Raw genomic sequence first — 17,922 nt, forward strand, 5'->3', positions numbered from 1 at the left:
CAAGGATAGACTATCGCAATTTCGCATCAAAGGTTACTTCTAATGATTGCACGATCGCATCATGCGCCGCTTGTACTTCTTCATCCGTTAGCGTACGTTCTTTTGACCGATATACAAATGAGAAAGCCACGCTTTTCTTTCCTTCTCCTACCTGTTCACCAACATAAACATCAAACAGGGTAATCTCTTCTAATAATGCTCCCCCTGCTTCTTTTATTTTTTCTTTAACCGAGCCTACAGGTATCGCTTCATCTACTACTAGCGCTAAATCCCGCGTCACAGCTGGGAACTTTCCAATAGGCGCGTAAATAAGATCATCCATTTCATCATTTAAAAAGGTTTCTAAATCTAATTGAAACACAACAGTTTCTTCTAGATCCATATTTTGAGCGAGCTTAGGATGGAGTTGACCGATTAAGCCTATTTTTTGATTTTCAATATAGATTCCAGCCGTTCGTCCTGGATGAAAACCGATAGGCGATTCTTCACGGAAAGTTGGCTCAGCTAATCCGAGACGAGATAGCATAGCCTCTATGATCCCTTTCATCTCAAAGAAGTCATTTTGCGGCTGTTGCTTTTGCCAAATAGAAGGAGTAATCGGTCCAGTTACTAAGCCTGCTACTTCAAAACGCTCATCTGGTAACTTCGTCAACTGCTCTTCTGTTGTAATATACGTTTTCCCTAATTCAAAAATACGAACGCGATGATTGCCATGTTTAACATTATAACTGGCCGTCTTGATTAAATGTGGAAGTAGGCTGGTACGTAAATAAGCGTGTTCATTACTCATTGGCATCGCTATCGCAATTGATTTTTCATTTTCATGTAAAGATGCGATTGCACTACTGGCTCCCTCAGAAGTTAAACTGTACGTAATCACTTCATTTAATCCTAAGGCTCGTAAAGAGCGGCGAATAATTCTGCGTGTATGTTGGTTTCTCGTTAAACCACCTGGTGTTTGTTTGCCCCACAATAAACTAGTTGGAATTTGATCATATCCATACAAACGTGCTACTTCCTCAATCAAATCAACTTCGATCTTGATATCTGGGCGACGTGAAGGAATTTTAACAGCGTAATGATCCGTCATTTGCTCTGTTTCTAAACGTAAACGTCTAAAAATGTCCATCACTTGCTCTTCTTTAACATCCATACCTAACACTTTTATTAACTGTGAATGACGTAGATCAACCGTGAATTCATTTCTTTCTAAACTACCCTTGACAACAACTTGACTAGAAGCACTTCCACCAGCAATTTGTTCCAATAACTGACGAGCACGATGAATAGCTGCGATAATCTTATCCGGATCAACACCTTTTTCAAAACGGCTACTTGCATCCGTGCGTAATCCAGTCTGACGAGAAGCCACACGTGTTAAAGTCGGATCAAAATAAGCAGACTCTAGTAGTATCGACTGTGTATTTGTCGTTACTTCAGCATTTTTCCCGCCCATGATACCTGCCAGAGCAATCGGTTTCTCACCATCTGTAATCATGAGCGTATCACGCGTACAGGTGCGTATTTCACCATCTAATGTTGTAACGACTTCATTTTCTTCGGCACGTCGTATACATATCGCTTCACCAGAGAGATTTCCCAAATCAAAGGCATGGAGCGGTTGTCCGGTCTCAATCATGACATAATTGGTTACATCTACGATATTGTTAATCGGACGAATGCCCGCTGAAATCAAACGGTTTTGCATCCATTGTGGAGAAGCTCCTACTCTCAAATCGGTAATGGTTTGCGCTGCATAAATCGGGCAATCCGCTTCCGATTCTACTTCAATACGAAAAGTTTCTGCTAGCTCTGCATCAATGGGGGTATCCAGCTGTGGTAAACGTAGCTCGCGGTCAAAAATAGCAGCCACCTCAACCGCCACCCCCATCATACTTAAACAATCAGAACGGTTTGGAGTAAGCTGTAACTCGATCACTTGATCATCCATGCCCATATACGAGTGAATATCCGTACCAATTGGTGCATCTTCACTGAGAACCAAAATGCCATCCATCTGTTCCTTCATGAGCACTTTATCAGGTAATCCTAACTCTTTAGCTGAGCAAATCATACCAAAAGAGTCAACACCACGAAGTTTCGCTTTTTTGATTTTAAAATCTCCTGGCAATTTGGCCCCCACTTCTGCTACAGGTACGCGTTGTCCTGCTGCTATATTGGTGGCACCACATACAATTTGCAGTGGCTGATCTTTCCCTACATCTACTGTACAAACTTGTAGACGATCTGCTTCAGGGTGTGGTGTCACTTCTTGCACATAGCCTACTGTAACACCTGTAACACCTGCATCTCTTGTATAGATGACTTCTACTTCAATACCAGTCCGATTCATTTCTTCCGCAATATCTTCTGGAGAAATACCGTTTAAGTCTACATATTCTTTTAGCCATTCATAAGATACTAACATGAACCTTACTCCTTTCACACCGATTTAAATTGATCTAGGAAACGTAAATCATTCGTATAAAGCTGGCGGATATCGTCAATATCATATTTTAGGATGGCAATACGCTCCACACCCACACCAAAAGCAAATCCTGTATATACTTCAGGATCGTATCCAACTCGCGCAAGTACATCTGGATGTACCATACCTGCTCCGAGAATTTCAATCCAACCTTTTTCTGGATGATAGATATCTACTTCAACACTAGGCTCAGTAAATGGGAAAAAACTAGGGCGTAGGCGCATTTCAATTCCGGCACCAAACATTTTTTGTGCAAAGGCAAATAAAACACCATTTAGTTCGCTCATCGATACATTTTGATCTACGACAAGGCCTTCGATTTGGGTAAACTGGTGGGAATGAGTCGCATCATCATCATCACGACGATAAACTTTTCCAGGACAAATAATTCTTACTGGTGCTTCACCTTTTTTCGCTTCCAATGTTCGAATCTGCACAGATGAGGTATGCGTTCTCAATAACATCTCAGGATTAATATAAAAAGAATCTTGCATATCCCGTGCTGGATGTTCTTTTGGAAGATTTAATGCTTCAAAATTATATTGATCCGTCTCCACTTCTGGCCCTTCCGCCACTCCAAATCCCATCCCGATAAATATGTCCTCAATTTTTTCAATCATCGAGTTGAGTGGATGTGCAGTTCCGATCTCTTGTGAAATACCTGGCAAAGTAACATCTAACTTTTCCAATTGTAATCGTTCTTCTAATTCTGCTTCCTCTAGTGCCGTCTCTCTGTCAATCAATAAAGACTCAATGACGCCACGTACTTCATTAGCCACTTTACCCATTTGTGGTCTCTCTTCCGCGGGCAATCCTCCCATACCACGTAAAATACTGGTTAATTCTCCTTTTTTTCCTAAGTATTTAACTTTCAAATCACGTAACGCGGTAATGTCATTGGTTTCTAATATAGCCGTTTCGGCTTCTGCCTGCAAAGTATGTAGTTTTTCTAACATCCACGTATACTCCTTTCTGATTTACCTTTTTAAAAACAAAAAAACCCCACGTCCTAAGGGACGAGAGATTCGCGGTACCACCCTTTTTGAAAAATAGCCATCGCTATTCTTCCACTTTGTATGAGATAACGGCCCATGAACCGACTCCTCCTACAGTGACTCTCGCCAGTTCAGAGTGATAGCTTCAGAGTGAATTTCACTTGAGGACACCATAGTATTGTTTCCAGTCTAGACAATACCTCTCTGAGATGGCTCAACAAGTTACTTATCTCCTTCATCGCATTTACCCAATATGAAACAAAATCCATTCCTATTATAGCCCTTACATATCACATCACGCAACAGTTAACTGATAAATGTCTTACATTCTTGAGGCCATATGTACTTGTCGCACATACTCATAAAGTAAAACAGATGCTGTAACCGAAACATTTAAAGACTCAGTCTGCCCCAGCATCGGAATTTGAACGGTTTGATCGATCTGTTCTAGTAGCGCTGGCTGTACACCTCGTGCCTCATTTCCCAATAAAATGGCACATTGCCTTGCATAAGAATAATTGTAATGAAAGGTACCAGCGTGTGGGCTTGTACCCATCACAGTAATGCGTTTCTGCTCCAGCAGTGGGATGATCTGGGTCAAATCGACATCAAGCAGTGGAACACGAAAAAGTGAACCCATTGCTGAGCGAACCACTTTGGCATTGAAGGGATCTACTGTCCCTTCTCCCAGAAAAACCGCTCGTACGCCAGCTGCTTCCGCAGTACGGATGATGGTACCCAAATTCCCCGGATCTTGAATGGCATCAAGTAGCAAATAAAGCCCCTCTGCTTCGCTGGACCAGATTTCATCCAGTTTAAAGGTGGGCAACTTAATCACCGCTGCCAAGCCTTGCGGATGATTTGTTTCTGTTAAAGTTTGAAAGATTGAAGGAGATACATAATAAACATCTATTTCACTTAAATACGTATGGTTTTTTAGATCTTGAATTTCCACCTTAGCGTCTTCTGCGATAATAAGTGCTAAAAAGGGCTGTTTGGCCTTAATCGCTTCTAAAATTAAGTGTTCCCCTTCTATGAAAAGTTCTTGCCTTTGAAATCTCCCTTTTTTCGTTTGTAATTTTTTCCAATTTTTGATGTGTTGGTTTTGTGGTGAAGTGATAGAATGAATATTAGTCATCTTGATCTGCCTTCTCTCGAAACTTTCGTAGATCATCATTATGACCAATTACGACAAGCATATCCCCTTCTTTTATGGCATCTGTTGCCAGCGGTGCAATGTTAAATTTTTCATCACTTTTAATGGCCATGACATTACAGCCAAATCGAGCTCTAATATCTAGTTCTTGCAAGCTTTTCCCACCTAAATATTTACGAGCGATAATCTCGACAATGCTGTAGTCTTTAGAAAGCTCCACATAGTCGAGAATATTAGGGGAGATGAGATTATGTACGACTCTTACACCCATGTCACGCTCCGGATATACCACTCTATCTGCACCGATTTTTTCAAGAACTTTACCATGTAATTCATTCTGTGCCTTTACAACAACCTTATGAATCCCCATCTCTTTTACAAGTAGTGTCGTCATAATACTGGATTGAATATCTTTCCCTATCGACACGACTACAACATCGATATTTTGGATTCCTAGTGCTTTTAATGCTGATTCATCGGTCGAATCTGCTTCTACCGCATGGGTGACGATTTGCGAAATATCTTGTACACGCTGTGTATCACTATCAATCGCCAAAACTTCATAGCCCATGGAGTGAAGTGTCTTAGCCACACTCCCTCCAAATCGACCGATACCAATAATTGCAAAAGTTTTACTCACTTTATATAACCTCCCCAGCTCCAATGATGGCGATTCATTCTGCAACTAAATTTCATTCGGATAAAGTTAATCTTTGCGTACATTCTAATAGAGGAAAGGGGTGTATCAAATGAACTTTAACGTACGCGGTGCAGTCATTAACAACATTCATAACATGGACAACCAAGAACTGCAAGGTCTCATTGAGGATTCTATCGGTGGAGAAGAAAAAATACTCCCCGGTTTAGGTGTCCTCTTTGAAGTGATTTGGAAAAACAGCTCATTAGAAAATCGAAATGTGATGATCGATACTTTACATGATAAGCTTTCCCAAATTCAGTAGGAAAGAACGTACACCCTTGCAGGTGTACGTTTTTTAGTAGAGGGCATTTACAGTCTCTTGATCTAGCCGTTGGACAATCGCAACGAGCCAGCGATTTAACATCTCAGCATCCAGTTTATCAATAATGGAAGCATGACTATGTATATATCGTGCAGGTATGCCTAATGTAACCGTAGGAACACCAATGTCATGGATATGGATATGACTCGCATCTGTAGCACCACGCTGTATCCACTCATATTGAAAGGGAATGTTTTCTGTTTCTGCCACTTTTCGGACGAGGTCAACCAATCCTTGATGAGGTACATGACCCCCATCATAAAGAACAAGGGTTGGACCTTTTCCTAGTACACATTCACTTCCCAAGTTACCCATACCAGGCGTATCAGAGGCAATCCCTACATCTACTGCAATGGCAACATCAGGTTTAACAACCGCAGTGGCTGTGTGTGCGCCACGTCTTCCTACCTCTTCCATCACGGTTCCCACCGAGAATAACTGATTTGGAAGTTCTTTTTCAGCTAATTGCGCCATTACTTCTACCACAGCTGCGCAACCAAAACGATTATCCATCGCTTTTGCCAACCATCTGTTTGAGTTACCCATTTCTGTAAAAGGAGAGATCGGTACTACCGTATCACCAGGACGGACGCCTAACTGCTCGGCTTCTTCTTTGCTTTCTACACCAATGTCAATATATAACTTTTCTAGTGGCGTACCTTTCTTTCTTTCCTCTAAGCTCATTACATGAGGTGCTTTTGATCCAACAACTCCCAGAATATTTCCAGCTCTCGTTATTACATCTACACGTTGAGCTGGTAACACCTGACTCCACCATCCACCTAGTGTCTGAAATTGTAAATACCCATCCTCAGTAATACGTGTGATTAAAAATCCAACTTCGTCCAAATGACCCGCCAACATGACTTTAGGGCCTTTTTCCCCTTTACGCGCGATTAATCCACCCAATCGATCTGTTCTTATCTCATCCGCATAAGGTGTAAGCCATTTCTTCATCACTTCACGTACCGGACCTTCATTACCAGGTACACCATGGATATCGGTTAACGCTTGCAATAGTTGTTTAAATGAGTGCTTCTTCTTATCCAATTCATTCACCTCGTTAAAAAAACTGACTCCATCATACCATAAATAAGCCATGACATGAAAAAAGCCCGCTTTTCAGCGAGCCTCATCTACTATGAACGTTCATTACCAGCGCAAGTTTCTGGCGTGTAATTAACACCAACCACCAAATCCTCCATATCCTCCATATCCGAAGAAACCCCAGAAACAGAAGAAAGCGATGATCAATATGATAATGATCGCAATACAAATCCAAATCCCACCATAAGGCAGATAACCACTCATGTGACTCTCCTCCTTTCTTTCTCCCTCAACAACAAAATATGTGAGAAGATCAGAAATGGGTTGGACAAATCACCATACTTATCAGCCCGAAATATTTTTGATCTGAACCCTTATCATCCACATCAATATACTAATCAAAACAAATGCAGTAAGTGCCAAAAAGGGAATGGTGATAAAGCCGAGCCAATTAATATATACACCACTACAGGGCACCCCTACCGTACAAGATGAAGTTTGAGCGATTGCAGGTACTTTTTGTACGAGATAATGATAGAATGATAAGCCGGTACCGATTAAGGAAAGCGCCAGTACGTAACCTGTAATCTGTAAATCTCTTCGGTACGCCGCAACACCTAAAATAAGTACAAGTGGATACATCAAAATGCGTTGATACCAACATAATTCACATGGAGTAAATCCGTTGACCTCACTGAAATATAAACTCCCACCCATTGCAATGAGTGCAATCAACCAAGCGGCATATAACAACCAACTACTCATTTGAGCCTTGTCTGCCGTATAACTCATTTTTGATTTAACTCTTCTTCAATCACTTTTTTAATATTTTCGTAGTCTAAACCATTTTCAAGCACTTTTCCGTTAATCACGATAGAAGGCACTCTTTGGATATTATTGGTGACGGCCATCTCGTTATCAGCTTCTACATCTTTAAGATAGGTTTTATTCTCCATATCTTTCTTCACTTGTTCAGCATCTACTTCAGGAATATTTTTTTTGATTAAGTCCGTTAAAAATTCTGGAGTTGCCCACTCTGTATGTTTATCTTGTTGATTTGCATAAACAACATCATAATATTTCCAAAAAGCACTCGGGTTTTGTTTAAAAACAGACTCTCCTCCAATTCCCGCCGTAATCGAATCTTCACCTAAGAATTGATAGTTCGTAAAATAAAATTGAACTTTACCGGTATCAATATAGTCCTTTTTCAATTGCGGATAAATGGAATCGTGAAAATCTTTACATGAAGGACATTTGTAATCACCAAACTCCATGACTTTGACTGGTGCGTTTGCATCACCGATCATCGGTTGCCCCTCGTAAGATATTTGAGTCTCGGCTTGTTTCACAGGCTCACTATCTTTGGATAAATATGCAAATGCAATTACGCCAATAAACCCAACCAACACAGTAACAAGTATGATGATTTGTAGTAAATCTTTACTTTTATTTGCTTTATTTCTTTGATTTTTACTCGGCAACAAAAACCTCTCCTCTACTCATGATTCTATCTATGATCATAGCAATTTTTTTGCGTTCTGGCTATTATTTTTACTTGATCGCCACATAAAAATAGGACAAGCGATATTTTACGCTTGTCCTATTTTTATGGTGTTTATTTAAAGTAAGCAACTTGATCAATGACGTACCCATTGGCGTTTACAGATGAGTCTGTCACAAGATTCGATGTAATCGTATCTCCATCTACAATTACCCAGAATGCACTTTTTGAACCACTATAGGTTTCCTTTACACTTCCATTTTTATCTTTGATATATACAAAGTCATACCCTGACTCCGTTTCCAAAGAACTAAAGTGAAGTGCTACTTTTTGTGCACCAGCTTTTGTGTAAGTGTGACTGTTCCCATTGTTGTAGTTGTTGCTATATGGGTGCGGCGTTTCAAATGATTTCGTTTCATAATTCCATTTGCTTTCTTGTTCAGAACCACTGGATGAACCCGCAAAGGTGGCATTTAGTTTATATGCCTGTGAAGTGCTCTTTGCACCATTATAACCAGCTATTTTCACATAATAAGTTCCAGCTGATGCAGAACTATATGAAATGGATTCTGAAGAGGTATTGCCATTTTCTGAATTACTTAACACTGTACCGCTTGCATTATACAAGTATAAGTCATAATCAGCTGGAAGATTGCTAAGACTTAAGTTAATCGAACCGGTTGACCCTGTTGAAAACTTAAACCAATCTACATCCGATGAACTACCGATATAAGCACTGTAATCTTTTCCAGATGTAATCGGACCATAAGCAGTACTTATAGAATCGTTAGACTCATAAGCATCAGTTGTAGGCCCACTTCCACCATCTGCTGGTGAACCTACTCCTACAGCTGCCCATGCATTTGTTACTGCTGTAACTTCAGTAGAGCTAGATCCGAATAAATCTGTAGCCGCTTGGATGGTTGCATTACGTGCATCATCAAAATCAGAACGGGATGTCATGTATGATGTGAGCGCACGATACCAAACCTTACCTGCATTATCGCGTGTAATACCACTTGTTTCTACAAAGTTTACAAACGCTTTATTTGGGATACCCGAGTTGGTGTGTACACCACCCCAGTCCCCTTCTCTCGTGTTTGGTAAGTTTTTATAGTCATCCATGTGAGCAGGATCTCCTTGAGATTCTGGATTAGACATGGAGCGTAATGCATCGCCTGACACACTAGGCGTATAAATATCTTCACCTAACAACCAGCCATTATCGCGATCTTCAATCAGATTCCCTAATACATCTGCAAAGGATTCATTTAAAGCACCTGATTGGTTTTCATAAACCAAATTAGCTGAACGTTCGATTACGGCATGCGTAATTTCATGACCTACAACATCTAGTGCGCCGGATAAAGGAACGAATGTGCTACCATCCCCATCACCATATATCATTTGCGCACCATTCCAGTAAGCGTTATTGAAATTGCGACCGAAGTGTACCGTCGATTTGATCGCCGCACCATTTCCGTCAAACGAATTACGGTTAAATTTAGTTTTATAATAATCATACACTTCAGCCGCATAAGTATGCGCATCTACAGCTGCTCCATCTGTCCAGTAGTTGTCACTATCTGACAGCAGTGTACCTGGAAGAAGATTTTCATTTGCACTATTTCTAGCCGTATAAGTTTTAAGGTTTCTAGTGCTGTCCTGTAAATAATAGGTTCCAGATGAAGACAAAGTATTAAATGATTTATTGTCACCAAGTACTCCTTTACCAGTACCCGTTGCATGCGTCGCCTTATTCACACTATGCACAACTTTCAAATTTTGCGCATCTACAAAAACATCGAAGTAAGCTGGTTCATTGGATTCAACAGTAGATAGCGTAACTTGATACACTAATCTGTGTTTCTTCTTATTGTCTTCATAGATGACCAATTTTGAATTTTCAATATCAAAGCTTTTAACATCACTTAATTTTGTCTCTTTTTTTGCTTTCGCAATCGCTTTATCAGCCAAGTATTTGGCTTTCGTCCGAATCTTTTTCTCTTTTACTTCAGGATCATAATAACCATTTACTGAAGTGGTATTCCCATCTTTATCAGCATGTAAAATAAGTTCATTACCATATACAGGAATACCTTGATATACTTGCTGGTACTTGAATGATGTAAAACCTAAATCATCTTTTGATTCTGAAATTAATTTTAATTCAGAAGATGCTGATTTCATGTCAAATAACGCCTTGTTTTCTTCCATTACTTGAAGGGAATCTTTAGCTTGCTTTAACTTCTTATTGGAAATTTCACCAACAACGAATTTGGGTACGCTTTTTTCTTCGTTCCAGCTTACTTCCTCTTTACCTTTAGAATCATTAGAAATCTTTTCTAATGATTTCATTTGTGCTGCTTTCTTTGCAAGATCTGTACTTTCAACTGCATTTGCACTTGGTGCAACAGCAGATATTAGGAGTGTAGCCATTACTGCTACAGACGTTAGTTTGACCATCTTCATCTAACTATCACCTTCTCTTATCCGGTTTATAATTATGCAGAAACAATCTCCCATTTCGTACAAGACAATGTTTCTTTCTATACAGTATTAATGCAAATAAAATAATTGTCAATAATATCTATTAAATAAATCAAATTTATATAGTTTGAATTGAAAGATTATAAAATTCAAAATTTACCGCTATTTTATCTCATAAAAATAATTCGTTATATCCTATAGGAATTTATGAAATTATGCTTCGAAACGCCAATACGCAATAACTTGAATCATTCATTTGTATTGGGATCTGACTCGTTCAGGAGAAACACCTACCGCTCCCCATGCCCATACAACTCCTTAGCTGCTTGAATCGTCGCATTGTTTACATCTTCAAAGTATGAACCGTGTACCCCATCCGATTTAGCATTATCCTCTAATAAGAATCCACTAGATTCTTCCCTTGTTGTAACGACTTATCGTCTCCTGTTTTTAGCCTTCCAAGCGATTTTATCAAGCCCAATCTGTAATAAATTCTTTTGAACTATACTTTGTGATGGCCCCTCTTTCCCAATTGCATCTACGCGAAAGCAAGAGTCTTGCCATTACAGTTGCCGATATCAACTTTAAGCCCCCATAAAACGATTTCTTTTTTTATAAAATTATCGCATTTGAGATAAACAGAAATTACACTCCGATGGAAGATCTTGTTTCTGAATACCATATTAATCCACTCAATTTGCATATCAATTAAATGTGCTTTTATAAATTATATTTATATTTGAGTTTTTATATTTATAAATTTAATTAATTATCTCAATTTTTTTTTAATAATCTTTAGATTATTTATTGTTGTGTACCCGTTGTCAAAATCATTGTCTCAAGCTATAATTTTATTACGATTTTATGAATGGATGATGATAACTGAAGGGGATGAGTATGTCAAATCGACTTGATGCCCTACTTGAACTTGAGCAAGCGATGATTCAATTCACTCGCCAAATCCGCAAAGACTTAAACAAAATTTGTGGAGAAGACTTAACAGGTGCAGAGTTTGGTATATTAATAAAATTACAACAAAACAACCCGCAAATCGTATCCGCACTCTCTCAAGATTTTGAAGTTTCCGCAAGTCACATCACCCATGTAGCCGATCAATTAGAACTTAAAGGATTAGCCGTACGAAAGCGCTGTCTAACCGACAAACGTGTTGTAGAGCTTCACATTACAGAAAAAGGACTTATCCTTTCTAAGGAATTATCAAATAAAAAAACACAATATTTCCATCAGAACTTTGGTCACCTTACGACAGAAGAAATTATGACCTTGCTTTCTCTTATTCAAAAAAGCTTGTGACAACTCCTCGCTCATCCACCATCAAGCGCGTTGTTTCGCATTCGACTTGCACTTTTGAACCGCCAAAATCTAAAGATGCTCCTCCCTTATCGGTCAAACCCTTCAGGTTTTGGCTACGTTATGTGATGACTTAAGGCATTCCCTGAATTGGTTACTTAACACTACTGAACCACACCATAAAGGTGGGGACCTGGGTAGCTATCGCAATCCCATTGTTGTTTTTGGGATCCCTTATATACGACCAGCGTTTTCTTCATCCAAATCTTTTCTCTTCCATTAACTTAATTACTTTTACTCTAATCTGTACAAAGCGTTAGATCTCCATCTTAGATTTGGAGTCTAATCTGCATCCACATGCACGACCCTAGTAGTTATAACTGACATCCAATAGAGCGTTCAGCGCTTGATCTTTAGCGTGGATTCCCCCACTTCTATAAGTGGGGGGTTAATCTAGGTGGAGTTGAGTCTCCACCTAGATTACCCGATGTTTCAGCCTTGACTGAAACGCGTTCACTGAAAATCAAATTTACCGATTAAAAGAGAACTGCCCCTTAAGTAGTAGGTCTACTTAAGGGGCAGTTCCATTCTTTTTTAATTACTTTGCACTTTTAGCCATATCAACAAGTGATTTAAACGCTGTTTCATCAGATACAGCAAGTTCAGCTAGCATTTTACGGTTAATATCTACACCTGCTACCTTTAGTCCATGCATCAATTTACTGTAAGACAAACCATTGATACGAGCAGCAGCATTAATACGTGTAATCCACAATCTGCGGAAGTCACGCTTACGCTGACGACGATCACGATATGCATACATTAATGATTTCATCACTTGTTGTTTTGCAGTTTTAAATAATGTGTGTTTTGATCCAAAATATCCTCTGGACAGTTTAAGTACCTTTTTACGACGTGCGCGTGTCACGGTACCACCTTTAACTCTTGCCACGGTAAATCCCTCCTGAACTAAAAAACAGTGCTTCGTTAGTTATTTTATTTGTAAGCGATTAGTTGCTTGATTCTTTTTACATCTCCGCTGTGCATGATAGCAGATTTACGTAAGTTACGTTTTTGTTTAGGTGATTTAGCTTTAAACATATGGTTTGTAAATGCGTGGTTACGCTTAATTTTACCTGTACCTGTTTTCTTAAAGCGTTTAGCCACTCCGCTTTTTGTTTTCATTTTTGGCATCGTTATTGCCCTCCCTACGACTTATTGCTGCTTCGGTGATAAGATCATAATCATTTGCCGGCCTTCTAGCTTAGCATGGCGCTCGATCTCTGAAACCTCTTTTACCTCAGCAGCCATACGTTCTAGAATTTTACGTCCAATACTTTGGTGTGTAATTTCACGTCCACGAAAACGGATCGTTAGTTTTACTTTGTCACCTTGACCCAGAAACTTTCGGACATTATTTAGCTTCGTTTTAATGTCATTCTCTTCAATAGAAGGACTGAGACGAACTTCTTTGATTTGAATTACTTTTTGTTTCTTACGAGCTTCTTTTTCCCGTTTACTCTGTTCATAACGGTACTTCCCATAGTCCATGATTCTACATACTGGCGGTTTCGCTTGCGGTGCTACATTAACTAAGTCTAAGTTTTCATCTTGTGCAAGTTGTAATGCTTCTCGCAAAGGCTTGATTCCTAGTTGTGAGCCATCAGCTCCTACCAAACGAACTTCCCGTGCACGAATCGCTTCATTGACTTGGTGTTGTTGTTCCTTGCTTATAGCCTGCCACCTCCAAAAGAATATAAAAAAGTGTGGACGAATACGCCCACACTTCTCCCTGTTTTCGACACCGAGCTACTGCACAGTAATCTCACATACCTGCCAACAGCCTATGCGTCGATCAGGTGAGAAGCGGGCGCTTCTTCTTTTTCACTGAATTTATGTTATCACGCTATACCTATCATGTCAAGAAAGTACATTTACAAGAACAAAGTACATTCTACACAAATCTGACTGCATTGTCAAATTTGATATCGTTCTTGCTGTAGAAGAAGTAGCTACCTTATTTGACCGATACACTACTTTGTCCACTCAAAAAAAATCGTTGCGGCTACTCATCTATAAACCGCTTTTTTAAGTCCGGGGTAGGCAGCATACATTGATCTTTTCTCCCAAACCAACGATAACGATTTTTTGCAATCCAAGCATATACAGCGTCTCGAATCGGTCTGGGTATGAAATAAAACACATATAAGAGTTTCCATGGATAGCCTAGTTTTTGTGCCACTTTTAAAATAGCAGTTGATCTATCATAGTACTTACCCTGTTCCCAAAAGATCATAGAGTTTAGTTCCTCAGTCATCTTTTCAGGTAAATGCTTCTTGGCAAAATCCGACTGGAGAGAGGCAAAATAAAACTGCCCATTTGGATCACGCGAAATAATAAACTGTACAGAATGATTACATAAATTACATACCCCATCAAAAAAGACAACTGGTTTATTCAAGAATTTACTAACTCCTGTCTCCTATAGAATGTGTATGCGGCTCACACACTTGACAGCCACTACAAACTTCAATCCGTTCTGCAAACACTTGAATTAATGTACGAATAAAATTTTCGGTTTGAAAACGTGTATGTAGTATGATTTTACTCGGCACAACATGTAGCAATGTGCTGACGATACGATCTTCATGTGACAATGGTTTTGTACTTTCATCATATATATCCTCTTCCATAATGGGAACACCATCTTGTGAATAAATTTGCAAATATTGACCAAACGGATGAAAGAGATGAATTAAACTCGTCTTAGGCTCCTGTTCCAGGATAAACGCTCTGAGCCGAGTAATAAAAAGCTGATATTCCTGAGATACACGGTACTCATTAATAGCTTCTTTTACACACATGGATATGGTTTGCCGATAGGTCTTCATGCGAAAACGGATAAATCCATTCATATCGAAAGTATCATGCTGACTTAAATATTGGGCAACTTGTTTCGCTACTTTTTCTCTTCTGTCACGATAAATTGTTTTGGCATATTCCCATACACTACTTTCTAATAGTCGAATGGTGTTATTTAGAATTTGTTGATATTCTAATCGGCTAAATTGTTTATGCTCAGCCCGTAAGATATCCAGTATAATTTCCGGCTCATGGCAATCACATATAAAATCGGCTATTGCTTCTCCCAGATAATTTCTAACCGTAACGTCATATTTGTTTTTCACACTTTCGCAATAATATAAACAACTTTCTTTCAGTCGTTTTTCCCAAATGGATAATACAATCCCTCTGCGATCCAGATCCGAAAATACATCATACAGTTGTACCCGAAAACGAATGAGGTGGTCAGTACGTATACTAGGCATTACAATTTGATAAACCAACACCCGCTCTCCTTCCATTTGTTAAGATGTTGGTTTTATTATATGGTCCCAAGATAAGGCATATACTTATACAAAAGCTTTAATTGTCAGGTAGCCATCCTGACGCCAGCGCTTCATTATAAATAATTTGTCCAAATAAATATGTAAATCCGATTACTGCTAACACAAACGAAAGCATCGCTACTGCATCGTCCAATTTTCCACCACTTTTCATTTTGATCCCTAAACTTTTAATCCCTATCCGTTTTTTTATAGGCCAAAACAATGGAATTCCTGCTCTTGTTAGGGCGTCAGTAAATAAATGAGAGCCATAAGCTAAAGAGGCCACTAACGTATAGGATGGATTTGCTAGGTACATGGTCATCGAGACATACCCTAAAGCAAATAGTGAATGGGTTACACTGCGGTGCGGAGCATAAGCCACAGCCGTCGCAAAAATACCTGTCAATAAGGTCCAATCTGATAATCCTTTTAAAAAGTAGAGCGTTATCATGATGACGCCAATTACAGCCAATGCAAGTGAGCGCAAGCTTCTCTTTAATGAAGGAAAGATAAAGTTGTTGATCATACTTCCGTCTTCATCTATGTCCGGCAATATCGAAAATAAACCTCCACAAACAATGGTCATTGTAACGCCCATCAAATCATCTGTTTGACCACTCATACTAGCTACACCAACTCCAGCTACGATACCCACTGCAAAATGCGTTCTCCCTTCCATGCTTGATCACCCCCCATCTACATTTCAACATTTATAGCACTTCCTTATTTGGATTAATCAACTAATTTCATCATAACATGGTAGTCCATATTGGGAAAATAAAATAAACACGCTCCCAAATTGATGAGCGTGTTTATTTTATTTTTTAATTAGGTTAAATTGCTGGAGATTCTACTCCACCTGATCCCCTGAAGTTTCAACCAAGACTGAAAAGCGTTTACTTTGGATTTGTCCTGTATTTAAGTTAATCGACAGGAACGATTTTACGCGCATTAGTTTTCCATCACGAAATCTCGTTCCGTTGTTTCTCCATCTTGAAATACATGTAAGATCTTATATTTAGTATTCCGCTGTGCAGGGGTTTTCCCCGCTTCACGAATTAAACGCAATGCCAAATTATTGTTTACTTTATGTGTTGTACCCGCAGCAGAGACCACATTTTCTTCCATCATGGTACTACCAAAATCATTGCAACCATATTGCAAGGATAGCTTACCGATTTCTGGTCCCATCGTAACCCATGAAGATTGAAAGTTTTTAATGTTGTCCAGCATCAAACGGCTAATCGCTACTGCTTTTAAATAATCGCGCGAAGATAATTTTTCGCGTTTCATATTCGTATTATCTGGCTGAAAGGTCCACACGATAAAAGCGAGAAACCCTTTTGTCTCGTCTTGTGCTTCTCGAATACGGAGTAAATGTTGTACACGTTCTTCGATGGTTTCACCAAAGCCAATCACCATCGTAGCGGTTGTATGCATTCCCAATCGATGACAGGTTTGCATCACATTCATCCAATCACGCCACGATCCTTTTAAACGGCTAATCTTGCCGCGAATGCGATCGTCCAGTATTTCAGCGCCTCCACCCGGGATAGAGTCAAGCCCAGCATCTTTAAGACCTTGTATCACTTCTTCTAAAGATAAGCCCGACACCTCTTTCATTTTCATCACTTCAGCAGGAGAAAATGAATGTAAATAGATTTCAGGGAATTTATGCTTAATCGCTTTAATGAGATCTGTGTAGTATTCAAATGGCAAATCGGGATTGGTTCCACCCTGCATCAAGATTTCAGTACCACCCGCGTCCAGCGTAGCTTGAATTTTATCAAAGATCTCTTCGTTTGATAAAACATAACCTTCCTCTGATCCAGGTTGACGGTAAAAAGCACAGAAGCGGCAGTATGTGTCACATATATTGGTATAGTTCACATTTCTACCAATCACGAATGTGGTAACGGGTTCAGGATGAATTTTTTTCATGATTTGATCGGCTGCTTCTCCGATTTTTTCAACTTCATCACTTTCCCACAATGCAATCCCGTCTTCCATACTTAATCGCTCACCGGCAAGCGCTTTTTCTATTATTAAATCGATATGATTAGGCATCAAGCAACTCCTCCATTCCATCGCCGAACATTAGTAAGTTCTATTTCATCGTATCATAAACCCATTTCATTGTCTCTTGGTTAGATTTTTCAGTGAATTAATCCGTTTTCAAAGTCAAAAACCCCATTCCTAAGAATGAGGTTTGCGCTGGTGCCGAGGGTCGGACTTGAACCGACACGGTAGTTACCTACCGCAGGATTTTAAGTCCTGTGCGTCTGCCTATTCCGCCACCCCGGCAGGAGTATTTGGAGCGGAAGACGGGATTCGAACCCGCGACCCTCGCCTTGGCAAGGCGATGCTCTACCCCTGAGCCACTTCCGCAATGGTGGTTCGGGACGGAATCGAACCGCCGACACGAGGATTTTCAGTCCTCTGCTCTACCGACTGAGCTACCGAACCACTAGGCAATGTTTTGTCTTATTTGCTGACAAGAAATATCTTATCATTTTTATA

Annotated in this window: 18 protein-coding genes, 3 tRNA genes and 2 other annotated features; of the genes, 2 read left to right on the forward strand and 19 right to left on the reverse strand. The window is 39.6% G+C overall.

Annotated features, from left to right (window positions below):
• Positions 1 to 10 precede the first annotated feature (10 nt).
• The 4 genes from pheT to IC619_RS03100 all read right to left on the reverse strand — a co-directional run bounded on the left by pheT (position 11) and on the right by IC619_RS03100 (position 5,279).
• On the reverse strand, positions 11 to 2,428 hold the full coding sequence (gene pheT / locus IC619_RS03085) for a phenylalanine--tRNA ligase subunit beta (protein WP_191138666.1): 2,418 nt from the start codon (positions 2,426 to 2,428) through the stop codon (positions 11 to 13).
• Between the two features lie 14 nt (positions 2,429 to 2,442).
• On the reverse strand, positions 2,443 to 3,444 hold the full coding sequence (gene pheS / locus IC619_RS03090; RefSeq protein ID WP_191138667.1) for a phenylalanine--tRNA ligase subunit alpha: 1,002 nt from the start codon (positions 3,442 to 3,444) through the stop codon (positions 2,443 to 2,445).
• A gap of 53 nt (positions 3,445 to 3,497) precedes the next feature.
• Positions 3,498 to 3,731 (reverse strand) — a binding site (T-box leader).
• Between the two features lie 74 nt (positions 3,732 to 3,805).
• Positions 3,806 to 4,621: a TrmH family RNA methyltransferase gene (locus tag IC619_RS03095; protein ID WP_191138668.1), complete on the reverse strand. Its 816-nt coding sequence runs from the start codon at positions 4,619 to 4,621 to the stop codon at positions 3,806 to 3,808.
• A complete protein-coding gene (locus IC619_RS03100) occupies positions 4,614 to 5,279 on the reverse strand; it encodes an NAD-binding protein (RefSeq protein ID WP_191138669.1) in 666 nt (221 codons plus the stop codon). Before IC619_RS03100 ends, IC619_RS03095 begins: the two co-directional genes overlap by 8 nt.
• Before the next feature lie 109 nt (positions 5,280 to 5,388).
• Between IC619_RS03100 and sspI the strand changes: the two genes are divergently transcribed.
• Positions 5,389 to 5,601, forward strand: a complete 213-nt coding sequence (gene sspI, locus IC619_RS03105; protein WP_191138670.1) for a small acid-soluble spore protein SspI — start codon at positions 5,389 to 5,391, stop codon at positions 5,599 to 5,601.
• Between the two features lie 33 nt (positions 5,602 to 5,634).
• Here sspI and IC619_RS03110 read toward each other — a convergent pair whose 3' ends face one another.
• From IC619_RS03110 to IC619_RS03130, 5 genes are all read right to left on the reverse strand, one after another.
• The gene (locus IC619_RS03110) at positions 5,635 to 6,720 is read right to left on the reverse strand and encodes a M42 family metallopeptidase (protein ID WP_430624088.1); all 1,086 of its coding nucleotides are present in this window, start codon (positions 6,718 to 6,720) and stop codon (positions 5,635 to 5,637) included.
• A 120-nt stretch (positions 6,721 to 6,840) separates the two neighbouring features.
• Positions 6,841 to 6,972 (reverse strand): sporulation protein YjcZ, encoded by a 132-nt coding sequence (locus IC619_RS03115; RefSeq protein WP_191138672.1) that lies wholly within the window; start codon positions 6,970 to 6,972, stop codon positions 6,841 to 6,843.
• A gap of 81 nt (positions 6,973 to 7,053) precedes the next feature.
• On the reverse strand, positions 7,054 to 7,500 hold the full coding sequence (locus IC619_RS03120) for a disulfide oxidoreductase (protein ID WP_191138673.1): 447 nt from the start codon (positions 7,498 to 7,500) through the stop codon (positions 7,054 to 7,056).
• Positions 7,497 to 8,192: a DsbA family protein gene (locus tag IC619_RS03125; RefSeq protein WP_191138674.1), complete on the reverse strand. Its 696-nt coding sequence runs from the start codon at positions 8,190 to 8,192 to the stop codon at positions 7,497 to 7,499. The genes IC619_RS03120 and IC619_RS03125 overlap by 4 nt, the downstream gene beginning before the upstream one ends.
• A 134-nt stretch (positions 8,193 to 8,326) precedes the next feature.
• Positions 8,327 to 10,684, reverse strand: a complete 2,358-nt coding sequence (locus IC619_RS03130) for a M4 family metallopeptidase (RefSeq protein WP_191138675.1) — start codon at positions 10,682 to 10,684, stop codon at positions 8,327 to 8,329.
• A 915-nt stretch (positions 10,685 to 11,599) separates the two neighbouring features.
• On the opposite strand from IC619_RS03130, the gene IC619_RS03135 reads away from it, so the two are divergent.
• The gene (locus tag IC619_RS03135; RefSeq protein WP_191138676.1) at positions 11,600 to 12,016 is read left to right on the forward strand and encodes a MarR family winged helix-turn-helix transcriptional regulator; all 417 of its coding nucleotides are present in this window, start codon (positions 11,600 to 11,602) and stop codon (positions 12,014 to 12,016) included.
• 595 nt (positions 12,017 to 12,611) lie between these two features.
• On the opposite strand, the gene rplT is transcribed toward IC619_RS03135, so the two are convergent.
• From rplT to IC619_RS03185, 10 genes are all read right to left on the reverse strand, one after another.
• The gene (gene rplT, locus IC619_RS03140; protein ID WP_191138677.1) at positions 12,612 to 12,965 is read right to left on the reverse strand and encodes a 50S ribosomal protein L20; all 354 of its coding nucleotides are present in this window, start codon (positions 12,963 to 12,965) and stop codon (positions 12,612 to 12,614) included.
• 44 nt (positions 12,966 to 13,009) lie between these two features.
• On the reverse strand, positions 13,010 to 13,207 hold the full coding sequence (gene rpmI, locus IC619_RS03145; RefSeq protein ID WP_191138678.1) for a 50S ribosomal protein L35: 198 nt from the start codon (positions 13,205 to 13,207) through the stop codon (positions 13,010 to 13,012).
• Between the two features lie 21 nt (positions 13,208 to 13,228).
• Positions 13,229 to 13,747: a translation initiation factor IF-3 gene (gene infC / locus IC619_RS03150; RefSeq protein ID WP_430624089.1), complete on the reverse strand. Its 519-nt coding sequence runs from the start codon at positions 13,745 to 13,747 to the stop codon at positions 13,229 to 13,231.
• A 16-nt stretch (positions 13,748 to 13,763) separates the two neighbouring features.
• Positions 13,764 to 13,901, reverse strand: a sequence feature (ribosomal protein L20 leader region).
• Between the two features lie 177 nt (positions 13,902 to 14,078).
• The gene (locus IC619_RS03155; protein WP_191138679.1) at positions 14,079 to 14,474 is read right to left on the reverse strand and encodes a thiol-disulfide oxidoreductase DCC family protein; all 396 of its coding nucleotides are present in this window, start codon (positions 14,472 to 14,474) and stop codon (positions 14,079 to 14,081) included.
• Positions 14,475 to 14,481: 7 nt separating this feature from the next.
• Positions 14,482 to 15,360: a putative sporulation protein YtxC gene (ytxC, locus tag IC619_RS03160; RefSeq protein ID WP_191138680.1), complete on the reverse strand. Its 879-nt coding sequence runs from the start codon at positions 15,358 to 15,360 to the stop codon at positions 14,482 to 14,484.
• A 79-nt stretch (positions 15,361 to 15,439) separates the two neighbouring features.
• A complete protein-coding gene (locus IC619_RS03165; protein ID WP_191138681.1) occupies positions 15,440 to 16,081 on the reverse strand; it encodes a metal-dependent hydrolase in 642 nt (213 codons plus the stop codon).
• A gap of 272 nt (positions 16,082 to 16,353) precedes the next feature.
• A complete protein-coding gene (mqnC, locus tag IC619_RS03170) occupies positions 16,354 to 17,469 on the reverse strand; it encodes a cyclic dehypoxanthinyl futalosine synthase (RefSeq protein WP_191138682.1) in 1,116 nt (371 codons plus the stop codon).
• 148 nt (positions 17,470 to 17,617) lie between these two features.
• Positions 17,618 to 17,706, reverse strand: a tRNA-Leu gene (locus IC619_RS03175).
• A gap of 9 nt (positions 17,707 to 17,715) precedes the next feature.
• Positions 17,716 to 17,790 (reverse strand) — tRNA-Gly (locus tag IC619_RS03180).
• Between the two features lie 2 nt (positions 17,791 to 17,792).
• Positions 17,793 to 17,868: transfer RNA gene (locus IC619_RS03185), tRNA-Phe, on the reverse strand.
• Positions 17,869 to 17,922 lie beyond the last annotated feature (54 nt).

The sequence above is a fragment of the Polycladospora coralii genome, from assembly GCF_014773435.2.
Classification (GTDB): Bacteria; Bacillota; Bacilli; order Thermoactinomycetales; family Thermoactinomycetaceae; genus Polycladospora; species Polycladospora coralii.